At 50.1% G+C, this 18,310-nt stretch carries 18 protein-coding genes; 5 read left to right on the forward strand and 13 right to left on the reverse strand.

The features are described 5' to 3' along the window. Positions 1–26: 26 nt before the first annotated feature. The 5 genes from rpmI to FN037_RS01685 form a co-directional block, all read right to left on the reverse strand. Positions 27–224: a 50S ribosomal protein L35 gene (gene rpmI / locus FN037_RS01665; protein WP_001124225.1), complete on the reverse strand. Its 198-nt coding sequence runs from the start codon at positions 222–224 to the stop codon at positions 27–29. Positions 225–323: 99 nt separating this feature from the next. Continuing rightward, positions 324–866 (reverse strand): translation initiation factor IF-3, encoded by a 543-nt coding sequence (infC, locus tag FN037_RS01670; RefSeq protein ID WP_071845866.1) that lies wholly within the window; start codon positions 864–866, stop codon positions 324–326. A 3-nt stretch (positions 867–869) separates the two neighbouring features. Beyond that, positions 870–2,798, reverse strand: a complete 1,929-nt coding sequence (thrS, locus tag FN037_RS01675) for a threonine--tRNA ligase (RefSeq protein WP_138360371.1) — start codon at positions 2,796–2,798, stop codon at positions 870–872. A gap of 565 nt (positions 2,799–3,363) precedes the next feature. After that, on the reverse strand, positions 3,364–3,597 hold the full coding sequence (locus FN037_RS01680; protein WP_138360370.1) for a hypothetical protein: 234 nt from the start codon (positions 3,595–3,597) through the stop codon (positions 3,364–3,366). 270 nt (positions 3,598–3,867) lie between these two features. Then, positions 3,868–4,626, reverse strand: a complete 759-nt coding sequence (locus tag FN037_RS01685) for a YdiY family protein (RefSeq protein ID WP_138360369.1) — start codon at positions 4,624–4,626, stop codon at positions 3,868–3,870. A 290-nt stretch (positions 4,627–4,916) separates the two neighbouring features. Here FN037_RS01685 and pfkB point away from each other — a divergent pair, with 290 nt between their 5' ends. Both pfkB and FN037_RS01695 read left to right on the forward strand, forming a co-directional pair. Then, a complete protein-coding gene (gene pfkB, locus FN037_RS01690) occupies positions 4,917–5,849 on the forward strand; it encodes a 6-phosphofructokinase II (RefSeq protein WP_138360368.1) in 933 nt (310 codons plus the stop codon). Between the two features lie 386 nt (positions 5,850–6,235). Then, on the forward strand, positions 6,236–7,108 hold the full coding sequence (locus FN037_RS01695) for a fructosamine kinase family protein (protein ID WP_138360367.1): 873 nt from the start codon (positions 6,236–6,238) through the stop codon (positions 7,106–7,108). A 202-nt stretch (positions 7,109–7,310) separates the two neighbouring features. Here FN037_RS01695 and tonB read toward each other — a convergent pair whose 3' ends face one another. Then, complete coding sequence (gene tonB / locus FN037_RS01700; RefSeq protein ID WP_142501428.1) at positions 7,311–8,054, reverse strand: TonB system transport protein TonB; 744 nt, start codon at positions 8,052–8,054, stop codon at positions 7,311–7,313. A gap of 209 nt (positions 8,055–8,263) precedes the next feature. Between tonB and FN037_RS01705 the strand changes: the two genes are divergently transcribed. Further along, positions 8,264–8,560 carry a YciI family protein gene (locus tag FN037_RS01705; protein WP_004103089.1) on the forward strand — a complete coding sequence of 99 codons (297 nt, stop codon included), beginning with the start codon at positions 8,264–8,266 and terminating at the stop codon, positions 8,558–8,560. A 661-nt stretch (positions 8,561–9,221) separates the two neighbouring features. Here the strand turns inward: FN037_RS01705 and FN037_RS01710 are convergent. Further along, positions 9,222–9,395 (reverse strand): YciY family protein, encoded by a 174-nt coding sequence (locus tag FN037_RS01710; protein WP_138360365.1) that lies wholly within the window; start codon positions 9,393–9,395, stop codon positions 9,222–9,224. A 144-nt stretch (positions 9,396–9,539) separates the two neighbouring features. Here FN037_RS01710 and cls point away from each other — a divergent pair, with 144 nt between their 5' ends. Further along, positions 9,540–11,000, forward strand: a complete 1,461-nt coding sequence (gene cls / locus FN037_RS01715) for a cardiolipin synthase (protein WP_138360364.1) — start codon at positions 9,540–9,542, stop codon at positions 10,998–11,000. Positions 11,001–11,034: 34 nt separating this feature from the next. Further along, a complete protein-coding gene (locus FN037_RS01720; RefSeq protein WP_142501429.1) occupies positions 11,035–11,364 on the forward strand; it encodes an HI1450 family dsDNA-mimic protein in 330 nt (109 codons plus the stop codon). Positions 11,365–11,485: 121 nt separating this feature from the next. Here the strand turns inward: FN037_RS01720 and FN037_RS01725 are convergent, their stop codons facing one another. The 6 genes from FN037_RS01725 to oppA form a co-directional block, all read right to left on the reverse strand. Beyond that, positions 11,486–12,310 carry an ion transporter gene (locus FN037_RS01725; RefSeq protein ID WP_395034199.1) on the reverse strand — a complete coding sequence of 275 codons (825 nt, stop codon included), beginning with the start codon at positions 12,308–12,310 and terminating at the stop codon, positions 11,486–11,488. A gap of 58 nt (positions 12,311–12,368) precedes the next feature. Continuing rightward, the gene (oppF, locus tag FN037_RS01730) at positions 12,369–13,373 is read right to left on the reverse strand and encodes a murein tripeptide/oligopeptide ABC transporter ATP-binding protein OppF (protein ID WP_138360361.1); all 1,005 of its coding nucleotides are present in this window, start codon (positions 13,371–13,373) and stop codon (positions 12,369–12,371) included. Further along, positions 13,370–14,383, reverse strand: coding sequence for an ABC transporter ATP-binding protein (locus FN037_RS01735; RefSeq protein ID WP_138360360.1), 1,014 nt, complete (start codon positions 14,381–14,383; stop codon positions 13,370–13,372). Before FN037_RS01735 ends, oppF begins: the two co-directional genes overlap by 4 nt. 11 nt (positions 14,384–14,394) lie before the next feature. Then, positions 14,395–15,303, reverse strand: a complete 909-nt coding sequence (gene oppC / locus FN037_RS01740) for an oligopeptide ABC transporter permease OppC (protein WP_138360359.1) — start codon at positions 15,301–15,303, stop codon at positions 14,395–14,397. 14 nt (positions 15,304–15,317) lie between these two features. Next, positions 15,318–16,238, reverse strand: coding sequence for an oligopeptide ABC transporter permease OppB (gene oppB, locus FN037_RS01745; RefSeq protein ID WP_138360358.1), 921 nt, complete (start codon positions 16,236–16,238; stop codon positions 15,318–15,320). 90 nt (positions 16,239–16,328) lie between these two features. Then, positions 16,329–17,960, reverse strand: a complete 1,632-nt coding sequence (oppA, locus tag FN037_RS01750; protein ID WP_138360357.1) for an oligopeptide ABC transporter substrate-binding protein OppA — start codon at positions 17,958–17,960, stop codon at positions 16,329–16,331. Positions 17,961–18,310: the final 350 nt, after the last annotated feature.

Consider the following 18,310-nt stretch of genomic DNA (forward strand, 5'->3'; position numbering starts at 1 on the left):
ATTAAAAAGTTAAAAGGGTTAACGACTTATGCGTACGGCAGGCACGCGATGACCAGGCCCAGATCGCCTTTGGATACCATGGCTTTCGGACGCAGATGACGTTTACGCTTAGTAGCTTTTTTAGTCAGAATATGACGCAGGTTAGCGTGCTTATGCTTAAAACCACCTTTACCGGTTTTTTTGAAGCGCTTAGCAGCACCGCGTACGGTCTTAATTTTTGGCATTTTAATAACTTCCACTTCGCATTGTTAATTAACGAAACTGAGGCGAACAACGCCCGCGGAACCCACAACAGGCACCACGGGTATTGCTACTTGAAGGCCTTACTGTTTCTTCTTAGGAGCGAGCACCATGATCATCTGGCGGCCTTCGATCTTCGTGGGGAAGGATTCGACTACTGCCAGTTCACTCAGATCGTCACGGACGCGGTTAAGCACTTCCATACCGATCTGTTGGTGGGCCATTTCACGACCACGAAAACGCAGTGTGATTTTGGCCTTATCGCCATCTTCCAGAAAGCGAACCAGGCTGCGGAGTTTTACCTGGTAATCGCCATCATCGGTGCCAGGTCGGAATTTGATTTCCTTAACCTGAATAACTTTTTGCTTTTTCTTCTGTTCCTTGGAAGACTTACTCTTTTCATAAAGGAACTTGCCGTAGTCCATTATACGACAAACTGGCGGTTCGGCGTTAGGGCTGATTTCAACTAAGTCTACTCCAGCCTCTTCAGCCTTTTCGATAGCTTCTCTCAGACTCACAATACCCAGTTGCTCACCTTCCAGACCTGTTAAGCGAACTTCCTGGGCGCGAATCTCGCCATTAATACGATTCGGACGTGCCGTTTGAACTCGTTTTCCGCCTTTAATACCTTATTCCTCCAGTTGTTGAAGACTGCGGCTGCGAATTTCTTGTTGCAGCTTCTCAATCATTTCATTTACGTCCATGCTGCCGAGGTCTTTCCCGCGACGTGTGCGCACGGCCACTTTGCCGGCTTCGACTTCTTTGTCGCCACAGACCAACATATACGGGACACGACGTAAAGTATGCTCGCGGATTTTAAAGCCTATCTTCTCATTTCTCAAGTCCGCTTTTACGCGAATGCCCGCATTTTGTAGTTTACGCGTCAATTCGTTAACGTATTCAGCCTGAGAATCCGTAATATTCATGACCACGACCTGGACTGGCGCAAGCCAGCTTGGGAAGAAGCCCGCAAATTCTTCGGTCAGGATGCCGATAAAACGCTCCAGAGAACCAAGAATAGCGCGGTGAATCATTACAGGAACCTGTCGTTCATTATTTTCACCAACATAAGAGGCGCTTAAACGCTGCGGCAGGGAGAAGTCCAGCTGTACAGTACCGCACTGCCAGGCACGATCGAGGCAATCATACAGCGTAAATTCAATTTTCGGACCATAAAATGCGCCCTCACCCAGTTGATATTCAAACGGGATGTTATTTTCTTCCAGCGCCACCGCCAGATCCGCTTCAGCGCGATCCCATGTTTCATCGCTACCGATACGTTTTTCCGGACGCGTTGACAGTTTGACGACGATCTTATCGAAGCCAAAGGTACTGTACATATCGTAGACCATACGAATACAGGCGTTCACTTCATCACGCACCTGATCTTCCGTACAGAAGATATGCGCATCATCCTGAGTAAAGCCACGTACGCGCATCAGACCATGCAGCGCGCCTGACGGCTCGTTACGATGGCAACTCCCGAATTCAGCCATACGCAATGGCAGATCGCGGTAGGATTTCAGCCCCTGGTTGAAAATCTGTACGTGCCCCGGACAGTTCATCGGCTTGATGCAATATTCACGGTTCTCAGAAGACGTGGTGAACATCGCATCTTTATAGTTGTCCCAGTGGCCGGTTTTTTCCCATAGCACACGGTCCATCATAAACGGGCCTTTAACTTCCTGATACTGGTACTCTTTCAGCTTAGAACGCACGAACGTTTCCAGTTCACGGAAGATAGTCCAGCCGTCATTGTGCCAGAACACCATGCCCGGGGCCTCTTCCTGCATATGATACAGGTCAAGCTGCTTACCGATTTTACGGTGATCACGCTTTGCAGCTTCTTCAAGACGCTGCAGATAGGCGTTCAGCGATTTTTTATCTGCCCAGGCGGTGCCGTAGATACGCTGCAGCATTTTATTGTTGCTGTCGCCGCGCCAGTACGCTCCCGCGGTCTTCATTAATTTGAAATGATGACAGAAACGCATATTCGGCACGTGCGGCCCGCGGCACATGTCGATATATTCTTCGTGATGATACAAACCAGGTTTGTCATCATGCGCAATATTTTCATCAAGAATAGAGACTTTATAGCTCTCACCGCGATTCACAAAGGTTTCACGCGCTTCGTGCCAGCTGACTTTCTTCTTGATGACATCATAGTTTTTCTCGGCGAGCTCGTGCATACGTTTTTCGAGCGCATCGATATCTTCCTGGGTCAGGGTATGGTCCAGATCGACATCATAATAGAAACCATTGTCGACAACCGGACCGATCGCCATCCTGGTATTTGGCCACAGCTGTTTAATCGCATGCCCCAAAAGGTGTGCGCAGGAGTGACGAATAATCTCAAGACCATCTTCATCTTTAGCGGTGATGATAGATAACGTTGCGTCGTTTTCAATGGGATCACAGGCGTCAACCAGCTCGCCGTTGACACGGCCAGCAATCGTGGCTTTCGCCAGACCCGGACCGATATCCAGAGCAACATCCATCGGGCTCACAGCATGATCAAAATGGCGTTGGCTGCCATCAGGAAGCGTAATTACAGGCATTTCATGTCCTTATTTGCAGTGGTGCCCCACACGAAAGAGCACATACAAAACAATATAATCATAATTATCAACAAGTTCAGACCCAGTTCCCGCTTCACTCTGCGAAAGTATGTTTGCGACCGTTTCCCGATTCGCACCCACCTGCAGCCGCTCGTTGATAACACCAACGGTTAGTTTACACATCATTACTGTGTGATTAAAGTCACGTGAGGTCATCCCCGTCATATTTCAAGCTGCGGTGCGTTGGCAATACTCGCCCCATCCCCGGCCCGCGACAGGCAGGGCCCGCGCAAGTGCGGGTCCAAAACGGTTAACCGTTTTGTTCTGAAACTCGAATCATTTAGAGTATCAATAGCTATTATTGATTGAGAAATAAAAATTGCTGGATAATTATGTTAACATTGCGCCATAAAGAGAATAATAGCACACAATCCCAATCGCAAAAAAAATAGCAATAGACACTATAAATATCTGACATTAAAAATGCGAAAAGCCTGCGGCTACATCTTTAACCTGCTTATCGCCAGAAAAAATACGCAAATATAAAACAGATTACCGTCGAATATCAGGACCATTCACCCGCTACAAGCTTATGCACATCAAATGCATCATTCATTGACTGACCGGTTGATTGCGAACCCGGCGCAATATTGGAGCCCGCTTCAACATCGGTGGCTTTAGCGATACCGATTGGCGTATGGTGATTGTCATCCGGTTGGGGCAACGGGGTGGCAGCGAATGCGCCGAAAGATATCATGCACAACATTGTTGCCGCCAGTGCGATTTTGCTATTTCTCATGATAGTTATTCTCTTATTTATTACAGGTAATAACATGGAAAAATCCGCTTCTCCACTGTTGTCCAGTATAGATCCAAATCACATTTTTGTCCGAGGAAATAGTTGTCTTTTTGTGTCAAATTAACTCTGCATTGGTTAGCAAAAAATGATTACGTGGAATGCATACAGGCCCGTTCTTTTTATAAAAGACAAAACAAGAGACCAGAAATAATAACACTATACATTGCTATATGTTAAAACGATCAGGCCGGAAAATCCGGCCTGAAAATACTACATTTTATATCCAAGCGACACTGTCGTGCGCCGGTCAGTATGTTCCGGAGCTGAAGAAGGAGGCTGAGAGTTCCACGTCAGGTTATAGGCCACTTTGAGAGCAAAATGTGCATTGATAGCAACGTTTAATGCGCTTTCTGAGTTCAGCGTCGTATCGTCAGATCCGAATACCGAGACACCCTGCGTAAATTTGGTGTTATCCGTCATCTGCCACGCCCATGTTCCTGATGCGTAGCCCAGCGGCCGGGTTTTGTCATCGCCATCGGTATACTCGTCATAACGTACGCCAGGACCAAATTCAACACGCAAACTATAAATCGGGCCATTCAGAACCTGTCGACCATAACCTGCGGTGAGCACATCACGTTGCTGATAACCGTTATAACGATCCGTCAGCCAGCTTGCCTGACCAAAAAGATAATTCTGGTCAGTCAGATTATAACGACTACGCCCACCAACCGCGTACTTTTCTGAAGAACGCTCATCGTTTGAAGAGGTATTGCTGGCATTCCCCCACAACGACCATGCAGTGGTGCCACCATACCAGGTCAAAGTGGAGTCCGCGGTCATCGAGGAACTTTTCGTATTGCCGGACTGCGCCAGATAGCCGGCATTAACAGTACCTTCGAAAGGTTTTTTGGCTGTGGAAGGGTCATCCATGACAGTAAAAACGGAATCATCGGCGATTGCGCATGCAGACGCAAAAAGCCCTCCCGCCAGCATGACTGCTGCGGGTACTGTCTTTAAAAGCTTCATTTAATTTAAAGTCCGTACACATAAAAGGAGACTCGAAAGGTCCCGGAAACTTTCGCGAGGATCGTTGATTGTCGACCCTAAGAAAGGGAGTAAATTATAAAAAAGCACGATTAACTTAGCAATCAATTACTATTTCATTTTTTGTATAAGACGCTTCTCAAAACAATTTTTCGTTCATAAAGATAAAAACAGCAACGTTTATGCATATCCTTAACATTGACTTCTCTCGCCCCTGTTGACGGCTATGGTTTAAAAACAGTGTGGCAGTCCCGTATTATGGAGGAAATCGGATGACCAAAATCTATACGCTCACGCTCGCCCCCTCTCTCGACAGCGCTACGCAAACACCGCAAATGTATCCTGAAGGCAAGTTACGCTGTAGCGCCCCTGTGTTTGAGCCTGGCGGTGGCGGCATTAATGTCGCGCGGGCGATTACCTTTCTTGGCGGCAGCGCTACCGCGATCTTCCCGGTCGGCGGCGCCACCGGTGAACACCTGACGACACTGCTGATGGGTGAGCATGTCCCGGTGGACACGGTAGAAGCGGCAGACTGGACACGGCAGAATCTTCATGTACATGTCAACGCCAGCGGTGAGCAGTATCGTTTCGTGATGCCGGGCGCAGCATTAACTAAGGAGGAGTTCCATCTGCTTGAGGAAAAAGTTCTCATGCTCACGCCCGGCTCACTGTTAGTCATCAGCGGGAGCCTGCCCCCAGGGATTAGCGTCGATAACCTGCGGCAGTTAGTCAAAAATGCGCAACAGCATGGCTTGCGCTGCATTGTGGATAGCTCCGGTGAGGCGCTCGCCGCGGCCCTTGAAGTCGGCAATATTGAACTGGTAAAACCGAATCAGAAAGAACTTAGCGCCCTTGTGCAACGCGATCTCAGCCAGCCTGATGATGTGCGCAAGGCCGCACAACAGTTAATCGACTCGGGAAAAGCCCATCGGGTCGTCGTTTCACTGGGTCCGCAGGGGGCTTTAGGCGTTGATGCGGACGGCTGCGTCCAGGTCGTACCGCCGCCAATGAAAAGCCAGAGTACCGTCGGCGCCGGGGACAGTATGGTCGGCGCAATGACCTTACGGCTGGCGGAAAACGCCTCGCTCGAAGATATGGTTCGCTTTGGTGTTGCAGCGGGGAGCGCCGCAACAATAAATCAGGGTACCCGACTTTGCTCGCTGGAAAATACGCAAAAAATCTACGACTACCTGCGCGGTCGTTAGTCTCTTGATTCCCGCTGTCACGTCGGCGGGAGTCGCCAAATCATCACGATGGTCTATGCTAAAAAATCCATGGATAACACCGTGCTAAAAGTAAGGAGCACAATTATTACGTATTTCGCCACTGTTCACGGATATAAATAATCATTACATTGGCAGGATAAGTCGTCGTATTTTTCTCCAGACTAACGTTGCCTTATATGAAGATGACGAAAATCTTCACATATCCGGGATCAATGCTTTTGGCCTGCTTTCACGTTTAGCGTGGGTACAAGATCAATAAGTGCGATTAGCGCAACAGAAAACGTTCAGTTGTGCGTCAGTTCGAATTTTACACTCGGATTATGCGCTAACCTTATGAAATGTTGGAAAACATGGGGAGAGACAGCATGTGGCAAGCTATCAGCAATTTGTTACGCGACTGGCACAGCGAAGCAGCTGAAATCGAACTGCGCAGTGAACTACCAGGGGGGGAGATTCACGCAGCCTGGCATTTACGCTTCGGCGGGCGGGATTACTTCGTAAAATGCGACGAACGGGAGCTTTTGCCCATATTTACCGCCGAGGCCGATCAACTCGAGCTCTTGTCGCGCAGTAAAACCGTTAATGTGCCCCAGGTTTTTGCTGTTGGCAGCGATCGGGATTACAGTTTCCTGGTCATGGAATATCTCCCGCCTCGCCCTCTGGATGCGCATAACGCTTTCCTGTTAGGCCAGCAAATTGCACGTTTACATCAATGGAGCGATCAACCCCAGTTTGGCCTGGATTTCGATAACCACCTTTCCACCACTCCCCAACCAAATGCCTGGCAGCGCCGCTGGTCCACCTTCTTCGCCGAGCAGCGTATCGGCTGGCAACTGGAACTGGCTGCCGAAAAAGGCCTACGTTTTGGCAATATTGATAGCCTCGTCAACGCCGTCCAACAGCGGCTGAGTAATCATCAACCTCAGCCATCATTGCTCCACGGTGATTTATGGTCCGGTAACTGCGCGCTCGGGCCAAACGGGCCTTATATTTTCGATCCAGCCTGCTATTGGGGGGATAGAGAGTGCGATCTGGCAATGCTGCCGCTACATCCTGAACAGCCGGCCCAAATTTATGATGGCTACCAATCCGTTTCACCACTGCCGTCCGGGTTCCTTGAACGTCAACCCCTTTATCAGCTCTATACCTTGCTGAATCGCGCGATTCTGTTTGGCGGGCAACATCTGGTGACCGCACAGAAAGCGCTGGATGAGGTATTGATGGAGAAGGCGCCGTAACGCCGCGCCCTGTGTCACACCGGGGGTGAACGGTCAACAAAAAGAGGCCCAGCGTTTGCGGTTGCTGATTGTGTACCTGCTCAATGTGATCTCTCAGCCTGCTTGCCAGACATGTCACCACGTCTCAAGGATCAGCAAATGATTTATTAGTACAGGTTGACAGGCCTCCCTTATTTCCTGAGGGTGGCCTGATTTCACACCATTAATTCATGTCCACGCCTTTGAGACGGAACTGAATGGTCATGGTGATTCCGGTACCCGGTTTACCCGCTTGATAACGCCATTTACGTAAAGCGTTTTTCACTTCACGTTCAAACATATTGGCGGGTTGAGCGGAAAGGATCTGCACGTTATCCACGCGACCATCTGCCGTAACATCAAACTTAACCCTCACCGATCCCTCGATACGCAGTGCCTGAGCGCGCGGAGGGTATACAGGTTTACCCCGGCGTAATGCCTGAGGGCCGGTTGGCGCCGTTACGGTGGGCTTCGCCGCCGCTGTAGACGTACTCGGCGCAGTACGCGCAGGTGCCGTATTTTGGCTCTCAAAGGGCGAGGCCGAACGGGTTTCCGCAGGCTTCACATCACGCTTAGGCTGTTCGACCTTTTTTTCCGGTTTCGGTTTCGGTTTCGGTTTTGGCTTTGGTTTCGGCTTGGGTTTATGGATAACAACCGGCGCCTCTTTAGGCGGTTCCGGCATCACTTCGGGTTCGGGTTCAGGTTCTGGCTCCACAACGGGTTCAACTACCGGCTGGGCGGCCGCGGGCGGCTCCAGATCTGCCGGAGCCACCATCGTAATCTCGATAGGCTGTGATGGCGAAGGCCGTTCAATAACCTGATGTACCGATGTATAAAGCAACGCCGCGACAACACCGCCATGGATAGCCACGGACAGTAGCGTGGGCCACGGAAAGCGACGAGGTAAATCAAAGGTCATTGCGCTCATAATTGTTTCTGTTGAAAAATGATGTTCCGATTTTAAATGCAAATAGTAATCATATTCAACCAGGGTTGCTAACTTGCGTTAAAATTTGCCCGCTTTTCTGAAAAAATCCCCAGAACATGGCATTCTGAGGCATACGCGTATCTTTGCATTGCAGTCAACGCCGGTTTAACTTAACGTAACTCGCCAATTTATTGATAAGGAGCCATGCCGTGCTTTACGTTATCTACGCTGAAGATATTGCCGACTCTCTGGAAAAAAGAACATCGGTACGCCCCGCCCACCTGGCGCGTTTGCAACTGTTACATGATGAGGGGCGTTTGCTGACCGCCGGCCCAATGCCTGCTGTAGACAGTAATGAGCCCGGTGCGGCTGGCTTTACCGGTTCAACCGTGATCGCGGAGTTTGAATCACTGGAGGCGGCGCAATCCTGGGCCAATGACGACCCGTATATCGCCGCCGGTGTTTATCAGAAAGTCTCTGTTAAGCCTTACAAAAAGGTATTTTGATAATCCAGGAAAACAATAACGATCAGAGACCTGGCGCAGATTTCATCTACGCATGCAATTGGAAGGGCGCGTTTAGATACATGTCACACTGCGCCCACTTCTTTTTCTGACGCACATCACCGGGCAAGCATCGTGCCGCATCATGTTGTGATTATGTCACGCGAGTTTAGCACTCTGTCCCGACGGATTGACGACCCGGCCTGTCGACCATGAGGCTGTCTGTCAGCGCAAAAGCGCCAGTCAGAAATTCCCGGCCACTCTAAATCCATTCCTGAGTTTTGCAGCCCGCCCCGCGATTACCCTGGTTATCGTTGCTGGTGCCTTTCCCGGTCAGTTTTATCACGGATTAGTCCTATTAGATGCACCTGACGCGAGATAATTATGGCTTCTCCATAAAATATTCACATTTATGATTTGGAATTAATATCCCTGATTAAGGAGTTTTTATGAAAAAAATTGTGCTGTTAGTTTTTGTGCTTTGCGGAGCGGTGTCGCTTTCCGGGTGTATTCTCCCTCCAGGAGGACCTGGCGGCGGTCACTCCCAAGGACCCGGTCCTCGGTAATACAGTAAGGCCCATTTTCAGTCAGGGCCTTTCTGACCATTATCTGGTCAATAATCTACCGATGCAGGCACCGCAAGCGGTGCCTTTTGTTTCGCCTTTCAAAACTCAGAGAAGGTGAACAGCAAAGAGTGACGCTGCCGTTTAACCAGCTCTTTTCTGATGGCGAGGATACGCATATTCCGGCGCGATTGGCCTTCCAGCCAGCGTGTTTTACGGCGACTCACCTGTCTTAGCATGCGCCAGCGCCCTACTTCCGTTCTACTACGCTTCATTGCTACTACTCTACGAGTGAAAAACAGCCTGCATTATAGACCCATGAATCCGGGTGACCAACGCTTTCGCTGCGTTTTTATTTGCCAGATGGATGCTGATGCGTAAACTCATGACATAAAGTCATTCAAAAGGATTTTTCATCTATGACAACCTTTTACACGGTGGTTAACTGGCTGGTCATACTCGGATACTGGCTACTGATCGCTGGTGTAACATTACGTATATTAATGAAAAGACGCGCAGTCCCGTCAGCAATGGCGTGGCTACTTATCATCTATATTCTACCTCTGGTGGGGATTATTGCTTATCTGTCGTTTGGCGAACTGCATCTGGGCAAGCGCCGGGCCGAACGCGCAAGCGCAATGTGGCCGTCGACGGCGAAATGGTTAAAGGATCTCAAAGCCTGTAAACATATCTTTGCTGATGAGAATAGCCCGGTCGCCGAATCATTATTTAAGCTCTGCGAACACCGCCAGGGAATTGCTGGTGTTAAGGGCAATCAGCTCCAGCTACTCACCGAATCCGATGATGTCATGCAGGCCTTAATTCGCGACATTCAGCTCGCGCGTCACAATATTGAGATGGTGTTCTATATCTGGCAGCCTGGCGGTATGGCCGATAAAGTCGCGGAGTCATTAATGGCGGCGGCAAGACGCGGCGTACACTGCCGGTTAATGCTCGACTCTGCCGGGAGCGTTGCCTTTTTCCGCAGTCCCTGGGCCGCTATGATGCGTAATGCGGGAATCGACGTTGTTGAGGCGCTGAAAGTTAATCTGATGCGTGTCTTTCTGCGTCGTATGGATCTGCGTCAGCATCGCAAGATGGTTATGATCGACAATTATATTGCCTATACCGGCAGTATGAATCTGGTTGATCCACGCTTCTTTAAACAGGACTCCGGCGTCGGCCAGTGGATTGATCTGATGGCGAGAATGGAAGGCCCGGTAGCGACAGCCATGGGAATTGTCTATTCCTGCGACTGGGAAATTGAAACCGGAAAGCGCATTTTACCGCCGCCGCCAGATGTTAATATCATGCCGTTCGAAGAGGCCAGCGGGCATACTATTCACACCATCGCCTCAGGGCCCGGCTTCCCTGAAGACTTGATCCACCAGGCACTGCTCACCGCCGCTTATGCGGCTAAAGAGCACTTGATCATGACAACCCCCTACTTTGTGCCCAGCGACGATCTGCTGCATGCCATCTGCACCGCAGCCCAACGCGGCGTTGATGTCAGCATCATTTTGCCGCGTAAGAACGATTCGTTGCTTGTGGGTTGGGCCAGCCGCGCCTTCTTTACCGAACTGCTGGCTGCCGGCGTGAAAATCTATCAATTTGAAGGCGGCCTGTTGCATACCAAAAGTGTGCTGGTTGACGGCGAGCTCAGTCTGGTTGGAACCGTTAACCTTGATATGCGTAGCCTGTGGCTTAACTTCGAAATTACGCTGGTGATTGATGATGTCGGGTTTGGTGGCGACCTGGCCGCGGTACAGGACGATTATATCTCCCGCTCGCGCCTGCTTGACGCCAGATTGTGGTTAAAACGTCCTCTCTGGCAGCGGATCGCCGAGCGACTGTTTTACTTCTTCAGTCCGTTACTGTAAAACATGCCAATCAGATGTTTATTGGGTAGCAATCATGGATATGGATTTAAACAACCGCCTGACCGAAGACGAAACACTTGAACAGGCTTACGACATCTTCCTTGAGCTGGCTGTCGACAACCTCGATCCGGCAGATGTCATTCTGTTTAATTTACAGTTTGAAGAACGCGGCGGCGCTGAACTGTTTGACCCGGCACCCGACTGGGAAGAACACGTTGATTTTGATCTCAATCCTGACTTTTTTGCTGAAGTGGTTATTGGGCTGGCAGATGAAGATGGTGGCGAGATTAACGATATTTTTGCCCGGGTGCTGCTGTGCCGCGAAAAAAACCACAAGCTTTGCCATATTCTATGGCGCGAATAAACTGGCGCGAATACGTTCTTTCACCAGCCAGTAGCCATATATAATGCGTGGGGGTGAGTGAAACCACCCCCAGCCCTCCACCTGCAGCAGGTCGTTCACGTAGATATGCTGGTTTGCCTGTCTACTTCGGCAGTTCACTTCCGCAGGCGTTACAGTAACGCGCGCTTTTATCGTGCATATTATGCTGGCAATTCGAACACCGACGCTGAGTTCGACGATTCTGAAACGCCAGTGTCATATGCGTTGTAATCAGGCCGGTCGGAATCGCAATAATCGAGTAGCCAATTAAAATAAGTATTGAGGCCAGAATGCGCCCCAGCGGCGTATGCGGCGTAATATCGCCATACCCCACCGTGGTTATTGTCACAATCGCCCAATAAACTGACGCATTTAGTGTAGTAAAACCGTACTGCGGTCCCTCAATCAGGTACATCAGCGCACCAAAAATCACCATTACGATGGCAATAAATGAGTAAAACAGGATCAGTTGATGACGAGCACTAACAATCGCGGCCCAGAAAATATTCAACGACGGCATAAAACGCAGTAGTTTAAGAATACGCAACGCACGAATCGCGCGCATCGCCCGCCACGCAAAAACATATTCAAGACTAATCTCTGGCCATAGCCACATAACGTACAGCGGCAAAATCGTCGCTAAATCAATTATTCCCCAGAAGCTGCAAACATATTTCACTGGATTCGGCCAAGTGATCAGGCGCAGCAGATATTCAAGGGTAAAAACCACAGTAACGATAATCTCAAGCCAGACGAAAATATGCCATTCATCTGACGTCAGATGATATTGCGTCCCCAGTCCGGACTCGATAAATATCACCAGCACGCTAAGCAGTGCAAAAACACCGCATAACCCCTCAAAATGCCGGCCGGAACGCCGATTTTGATCGAAGAGTAGATGATACAGCCGCAGACGAGCGGTACAGATGTTCAACGCCACGTTCACCTCGCAAAAGAAAAGGGCTGACTCACGCCAGCCCCGGAGATTATAGCGGGTCTACCTTCAGGCAGGAAACGGCGTGTCGGAAACTTCCCTCCAGAACCGGTCGCGTTTTTGCGCACTCCGGTCCGGCCAGTGGACAACGCGTACGAAATACGCATCCCGATGGCGGGTTTATCGGCGAGGGCAATTCTCCTTCCAGCAGTTGAATCGTTTTATTCCTTTCGATATCCGGGTCCGGAACCGGCACTGCCGACATTAACGCTTTTGTATAAGGATGCAGTGGATTATGGTACACCTCGTCGTAGGTTCCCAGTTCTACAGCATGCCCCAGATACATGACCAGTACCCGGTCAGAGATATGCTTGACCACCGCCAGATCATGGGCAATAAAAATCAGCGATAATCCCATCTCCCGCTGCAACTGCTGCAACAGGTTCACCACCTGTGCCTGAATCGATACATCCAGCGCCGAAACCGGTTCATCGCAGATAATCAACTTCGGCTCAAGGATCAGGGCACGTGCAATACCGATACGCTGGCACTGGCCACCAGAAAATTCGTGCGGATAGCGGTTAATCAGGTTCGGTAGCAAACCCACTTTCATCATCATCGCTTTAACGCGATCACGAACTTCCTGACGTGGCATTCTGGGATGGTAGGTACGCAACGGCTCGGCAATAATTTCCCCGATCGTCATACGCGGATTCAATGACGCCAGCGGATCCTGGAATATCATCTGAATATCGCTGCGCACAGCACGTAATTCTTCCGCTTTTAATCCCAATAAATCTTTACCCAGCCAGGCGACTTTGCCGCCAGTAGCCTTTACAAGACCAATAATCGCCCGCGCAAAGGTTGATTTCCCACAGCCAGACTCCCCGACGACGCCGAGCGTTTCACCTTCATAAAGGCGCAGGGTGACACCATCGACCGCTTTCAGCGTTTTCGACGGTTGCCAGAACCACTGTTTGCCGTCTTTAATATCAAAATGCACTTTCAGATCGGCAATTTCGAGCAGGACTTTTCTTTGTTCCGTCACGGCGTTCATAGCAAATCCCCCACCGGTTGAAAGCAGGCACGCAAGCGGCCTGGTGCAAACGCCTCCAGAGGCGGAGCGTTATTACAAATCTCCGTCGCATGCGGGCAACGCGGCTGGAACGGGCAGCCCTTCGGTAAACGCAGCAGGTTTGGCGGGTTGCCCGGAATCGTTAACAAGGCATCGCCTTCCGCATCCAGTCGCGGAACCGCATTGAGCAGACCAATAGAGTATGGATGCGACGGGTGATAAAAGACGTCTCGCGCCAGACCATATTCCATAGTTCGTCCGGCATACATCACCAGTACCTTGTCGCAGATCCCGGCAACAACGCCGAGATCGTGGGTAATCATGATGATTGCGGTATTGAACTCGTGCTTAAGCTCATTCAGAAGCGTCATTATTTGCGCCTGTACGGTCACGTCCAGCGCGGTTGTCGGTTCATCCGCAATCAGCAGTTTAGGCCGACACAACAGCGCCATCGCGATCATGACGCGCTGACGCATCCCACCGGAGAATTCATGCGGATACATTTTCATCCGTTTGCGCGCCTCCGGCATTTTTACCGCATCCAGCATTTTCACCGACTCTTCAAATGCTTCGGCTTTGCTCATCGCGTTATGCAGCATCAGGACTTCCATCAACTGTTCGCCGACCCGCATATACGGATTGAGTGATGTCATCGGATCCTGGAAAATCATTGAAATCTGCTTCGCGCGCAGTTTATTCAGTTCGTGCTCAGGAAGATTCAGGATCTGCTCGCCGTTAAAGGTTGCTGAACCGCCGATGCGACCGTTTGCCGCCAGCAGTCCCATCAGCGCAAAAGCCGTTTGCGACTTACCGGAACCAGACTCGCCGACAATGCCTAAGGTTTCCCCAGCTTGCAGCGTAAAGTTGAGGTCGTTGACTGCGGTCACATCGCCATCGGGCGTGCCAAAGGTGACGCGCAGATCTTTCACATCCAGCAGCAGCCCGGAATGTGATGCTGCCTGCGGCGTTTTTGCCGTTTCAATCGTGCTCATGACGGCGCTCCTTAGCGGTCTTTCGGGTCGAGGGCATCACGCAGGCCATCGCCGATAAAGTTAAAACAAAACAACGTTACCACCAGGAAACCGGCAGGAAACAGTAGCAGCCACGGCGAGACTTCCATTGAGTTCGCACCATCGCTGAGCAGAGCGCCCCAGCTACTTAGCGGTTCCTGAGTACCCAGACCGAGGAAGCTTAAAAATGACTCAAACAGAATCATGCTCGGAACCAGCAACGAGGCATACACCACCACCACGCCAAGAACGTTAGGTACAATATGGCGGATCACAATATTGCCCGTTGACACCCCGCCAACCTGCGCGGCTTCAATAAACTCTTTGCGCTTCAGGCTCAGGGTCTGGCCGCGAACGATACGCGCCATATCCAGCCAGGACACCATACCAATGGCGACGAAAATCAGCAGGATATTCTGGCCAAAGAAGGTCACCAGCAAAATAACGAAGAACATAAACGGGAAGGAGTTGAGGATTTCCAGCAGGCGCATCATCACCGAATCCACTTTCCCGCCCAGATAACCGGAAAGCGAACCGTACAGCGTCCCCAGAATTACCGCCACCAGCGCAGCAGCAACGCCGACCATTAATGAAATACGTCCACCGATCGCCACCCGCACCAGCAGGTCGCGGCCGGACGAATCGGTGCCAAAGTAGTGGCCCGATGCGATATCAGGCGCACTGGACATCATGCCCCAGTCGGTATCGTAATAGGAAAATGGCGATACCATCGGCGCAATGATGACAAACAACGCAATGAGCACCAGCACAATCAGGCTGGCGACTGCTGCGCGGTTATGCATAAAGCGGCGGCGAGCATCCTGCCAGAGGCTACGTCCCTCGACTTCCAGTTTTTCACTGAAGTTTTCCAGCGCCTCGCTGTTTTTCTTACTTAACATTATGGCGAACCCCAGCGTCAGTAACGAATTTTCGGATCGATAACGGCATACAGCACATCAACGATCGCGTTAAACAGAATGGTCAATGCGCCAACCAGAATGGTCAGGCTGAGTACCAGCGAGTAATCGCGGTTCAGCGCGCCGTTGACGAACAGTTGACCGATTCCCGGCAGGCCATAAATGGTTTCGATAACCATCGAGCCGGTAATAATGCCGACGAAGGCGGGTCCCATATAAGAAAGCACCGGCAGTAGCGCAGGCTTTAATGCGTGGCGCAAGACGATCGTGCGCATCGGCAAGCCTTTCGCCCGTGCGGTACGAATAAAGTTAGAGTGCAGAACCTCAATCATGGAGCCGCGGGTGATACGTGCGATGCTGGCAATATAGGCCAGTGAAAGCGCGACCATCGGCAGGATCATATATTGTATGGCTCCCCCGTTCCAGCCGCCGCCCGGCAGCCAGTGCAGCGTAATAGCGAATATCATTACCAATAACGGCGCGACTACAAAACTGGGTATCACCACCCCGGTCATCGCGATGCCCATCACAGCAAAATCCCATTTCGTATTTTGCTTCAGGGCGGCAATAACCCCGGCAGTGACGCCAAGCAGAACCGCCAGAGCAAACGCGGCGAAGCCTAACTTAGCCGATACCGGGAAACTGGCAGCGACCAGATCGTTTACCGAATAATCTTTATATTTAAACGAAGGACCGAAATCGCCATGCGCCAGTTGCTTCAGATAATTGAAGTACTGGGTCATGATAGGGTCGTTTAAATGATATTTTGCTTCAATATTCGCCATCACTTCCGGCGGTAACGTGCGTTCACCGGTAAACGGACTACCCGGTGCGAGACGCATCATGAAGAACGAGATTGTAATTAGAATAAAAAGCGTCGGAATCGCTTCAAGACAGCGACGTAAGATAAATTTCAACATTGCCCATACCTTCTGGCGAGTGTGCCTTCAATAGTGCGATCAAATAAGACACCGCGGGGCGGGCAAAAATACCCCCCCCACGTATTGCCATTAGTGCTTCACAATGTACATGTTTCTTGTATACGTATTATCCAGCGGATCTTTGCCGGTATACCCCCCTACCCACGGCTTAACCAGGCGAGCGTTAACGTAATAAAAGACCGGTACGATGACAGAGTCTTTATCCAGCTGTTGCTCAGCCCTGGCATAGAGATCTGCGCGTTGTGCTTCATCGTTGGTTTGCAGGGTTTCAGCAATAATTTTGTCGAAGGCCGGGCTCTTATAGTGTGAGGTATTGTTTGAGCTGTCGCTTAACATGGTATTGAGGAAAGAAGTCGGTTCATTGTAGTCCGCACACCAGCCAGCGCGCGCAACATCAAAGGTTCCCTGGTGGCGATTATCAAGGAAGGTTTTCCATTCCTGATTCTCCAGCTTCACATTTGCGCCAATGTTTTTCTTCCAGATAGACGCCACGGCGATCGCCAGTTTTTTATGCAGATCGGAAGTGTTATAGAGTAAGTTGAACGTCAGCGGTTTACTGGCGGTATAACCGGCTTCAGCCAGTAATTTTTTTGCTTCTTCGTTACGTTTTTCCTGTGACCACTTGAACCACTCCGGCTTAATCAGTTTCATACCGTCAGTGTAAGGAGGCGTGTAGCTATAGGCCGGCAGATCGCCCTGGTTTTTCACTTTGTTGACAATAATGTCGCGATCCAGCGCCAGTTTCAGCGCGGTACGTACGCGAACATCGGTAAACGGCGCTTTCTGGTTGTTAATTTCATAGTAATAGGTGCACAGATAGGGATCGACGTGAACTTCTTTCGGGATCTCTTTTTTCAGTTTCTGGAACAATTCAATCGGCATGTTGTTATAGGTCATATCGATTTCACCGCTGCGATAGCGGTTGACGTCGGTGACTTCTGAAGAGATCGGCAGATAAGTGACCTGATTAATAACGGTTTTGGCGTTATTCCAGTAATTCGTATTACGCACCAGCACAATACGTTCGTTAACCACCCAATCTTTTAATTTATATGCGCCGTTACTGACAATATTGGCCGGTTGAGTCCACTTCTCACCAAATTTATCAATAACGGATTTCGGTACGGGTGAAAGAGACGAGTGAACCAGAAGTTTATAAAAGTATGGTACCGGCTCGCTGAGCGTCACTTGAAAAGTGTGATCGTCCAGCGCTTTTACGCCCAGATCAGTAATCGGTTTTTTGCCGCTGATAATGTCATCAACGTTGGCCACATGACCATACTGCAGATAGCTTGCATAAGGCGAAGCGGTTTTCGGATCGACCAGACGCTGCCAGCTATAAACGAAATCTTGCGCGGTTACCGGTGAACCATCTGACCACTTCGCATCTTTACGTAGATGGAAGGTCCAGACTTTAAAATCCTTATTTTCCCATTTTTCCGCAACGCCTGCGACCGGATGACCATCAAGGTCACTCACCAATAATCCTTCGAATAAATCACGGCTAATATTAGACTCCGGCACACCTTCAATTTTGTGCGGGTCAAGGGACTGAACTTCCGAGCCATTGTTACGCACCAGCGTTTGTTGTTCCGCCAGTTGAACCCCTGCTGGCACATCTGCTGCCATGGCAGCGTTGGCGGTAATTAACGCAGAGAAGACCGCTGCGGCTACCAGGCTTTTTTTCGTGATGATGGTCATTGTGTTATTACTCCACTCATTATAATTACTGGCTATTTAACCAGCCTGTTTTCTCTTTCTGGATTCTGAACAGTGCAGGAGTTTATGCTGCTGTCAGAGAGTACTGCTTGCTATCACCGACTTATTTATTACGGCAGCTCAAATGGCAACCTTAACGTCGATTCTTCCCCTGTCCGGGGTAATGTTAATTTGCAATGATCTATTTAATAAAAATTCTCATTCTCATATCAGTTCAGTTAACGATCACGGCGGAAAGTATCAAAACCCGTTATTGTCCGCCAATGGAATTTGCAAATATGTTACCGAATTCTCTTTTGTCGTCTTCCCGTGGATAAAACCGCCAACTCGTC

This window comes from Klebsiella sp. 2680 (assembly GCF_900198535.1).
Lineage (GTDB): Bacteria > Pseudomonadota > Gammaproteobacteria > Enterobacterales > Enterobacteriaceae > Klebsiella > Klebsiella indica.

Coding starts and splice junctions, on each gene's coding strand:
- thrS (WP_138360371.1), bottom strand. CDS start 2,798: ATGCCTGTAATTACGCTTCCTGATGGCAGCCAACGCCATTTTGATCAT.
- cls (WP_138360364.1), top strand. CDS start 9,540: ATGACAACCTTTTACACGGTGGTTAACTGGCTGGTCATACTCGGATAC.
- rpmI (WP_001124225.1), bottom strand. CDS start 224: ATGCCAAAAATTAAGACCGTACGCGGTGCTGCTAAGCGCTTCAAAAAA.
- pfkB (WP_138360368.1), top strand. CDS start 4,917: ATGACCAAAATCTATACGCTCACGCTCGCCCCCTCTCTCGACAGCGCT.
- oppA (WP_138360357.1), bottom strand. CDS start 17,960: ATGACCATCATCACGAAAAAAAGCCTGGTAGCCGCAGCGGTCTTCTCT.
- FN037_RS01710 (WP_138360365.1), bottom strand. CDS start 9,395: ATGAAGCGTAGTAGAACGGAAGTAGGGCGCTGGCGCATGCTAAGACAG.
- FN037_RS01695 (WP_138360367.1), top strand. CDS start 6,236: ATGTGGCAAGCTATCAGCAATTTGTTACGCGACTGGCACAGCGAAGCA.
- FN037_RS01735 (WP_138360360.1), bottom strand. CDS start 14,383: ATGAGCACGATTGAAACGGCAAAAACGCCGCAGGCAGCATCACATTCC.
- tonB (WP_142501428.1), bottom strand. CDS start 8,054: ATGAGCGCAATGACCTTTGATTTACCTCGTCGCTTTCCGTGGCCCACG.
- FN037_RS01720 (WP_142501429.1), top strand. CDS start 11,035: ATGGATATGGATTTAAACAACCGCCTGACCGAAGACGAAACACTTGAA.
- FN037_RS01685 (WP_138360369.1), bottom strand. CDS start 4,626: ATGAAGCTTTTAAAGACAGTACCCGCAGCAGTCATGCTGGCGGGAGGG.
- oppB (WP_138360358.1), bottom strand. CDS start 16,238: ATGTTGAAATTTATCTTACGTCGCTGTCTTGAAGCGATTCCGACGCTT.
- oppF (WP_138360361.1), bottom strand. CDS start 13,373: ATGAACGCCGTGACGGAACAAAGAAAAGTCCTGCTCGAAATTGCCGAT.
- FN037_RS01680 (WP_138360370.1), bottom strand. CDS start 3,597: ATGAGAAATAGCAAAATCGCACTGGCGGCAACAATGTTGTGCATGATA.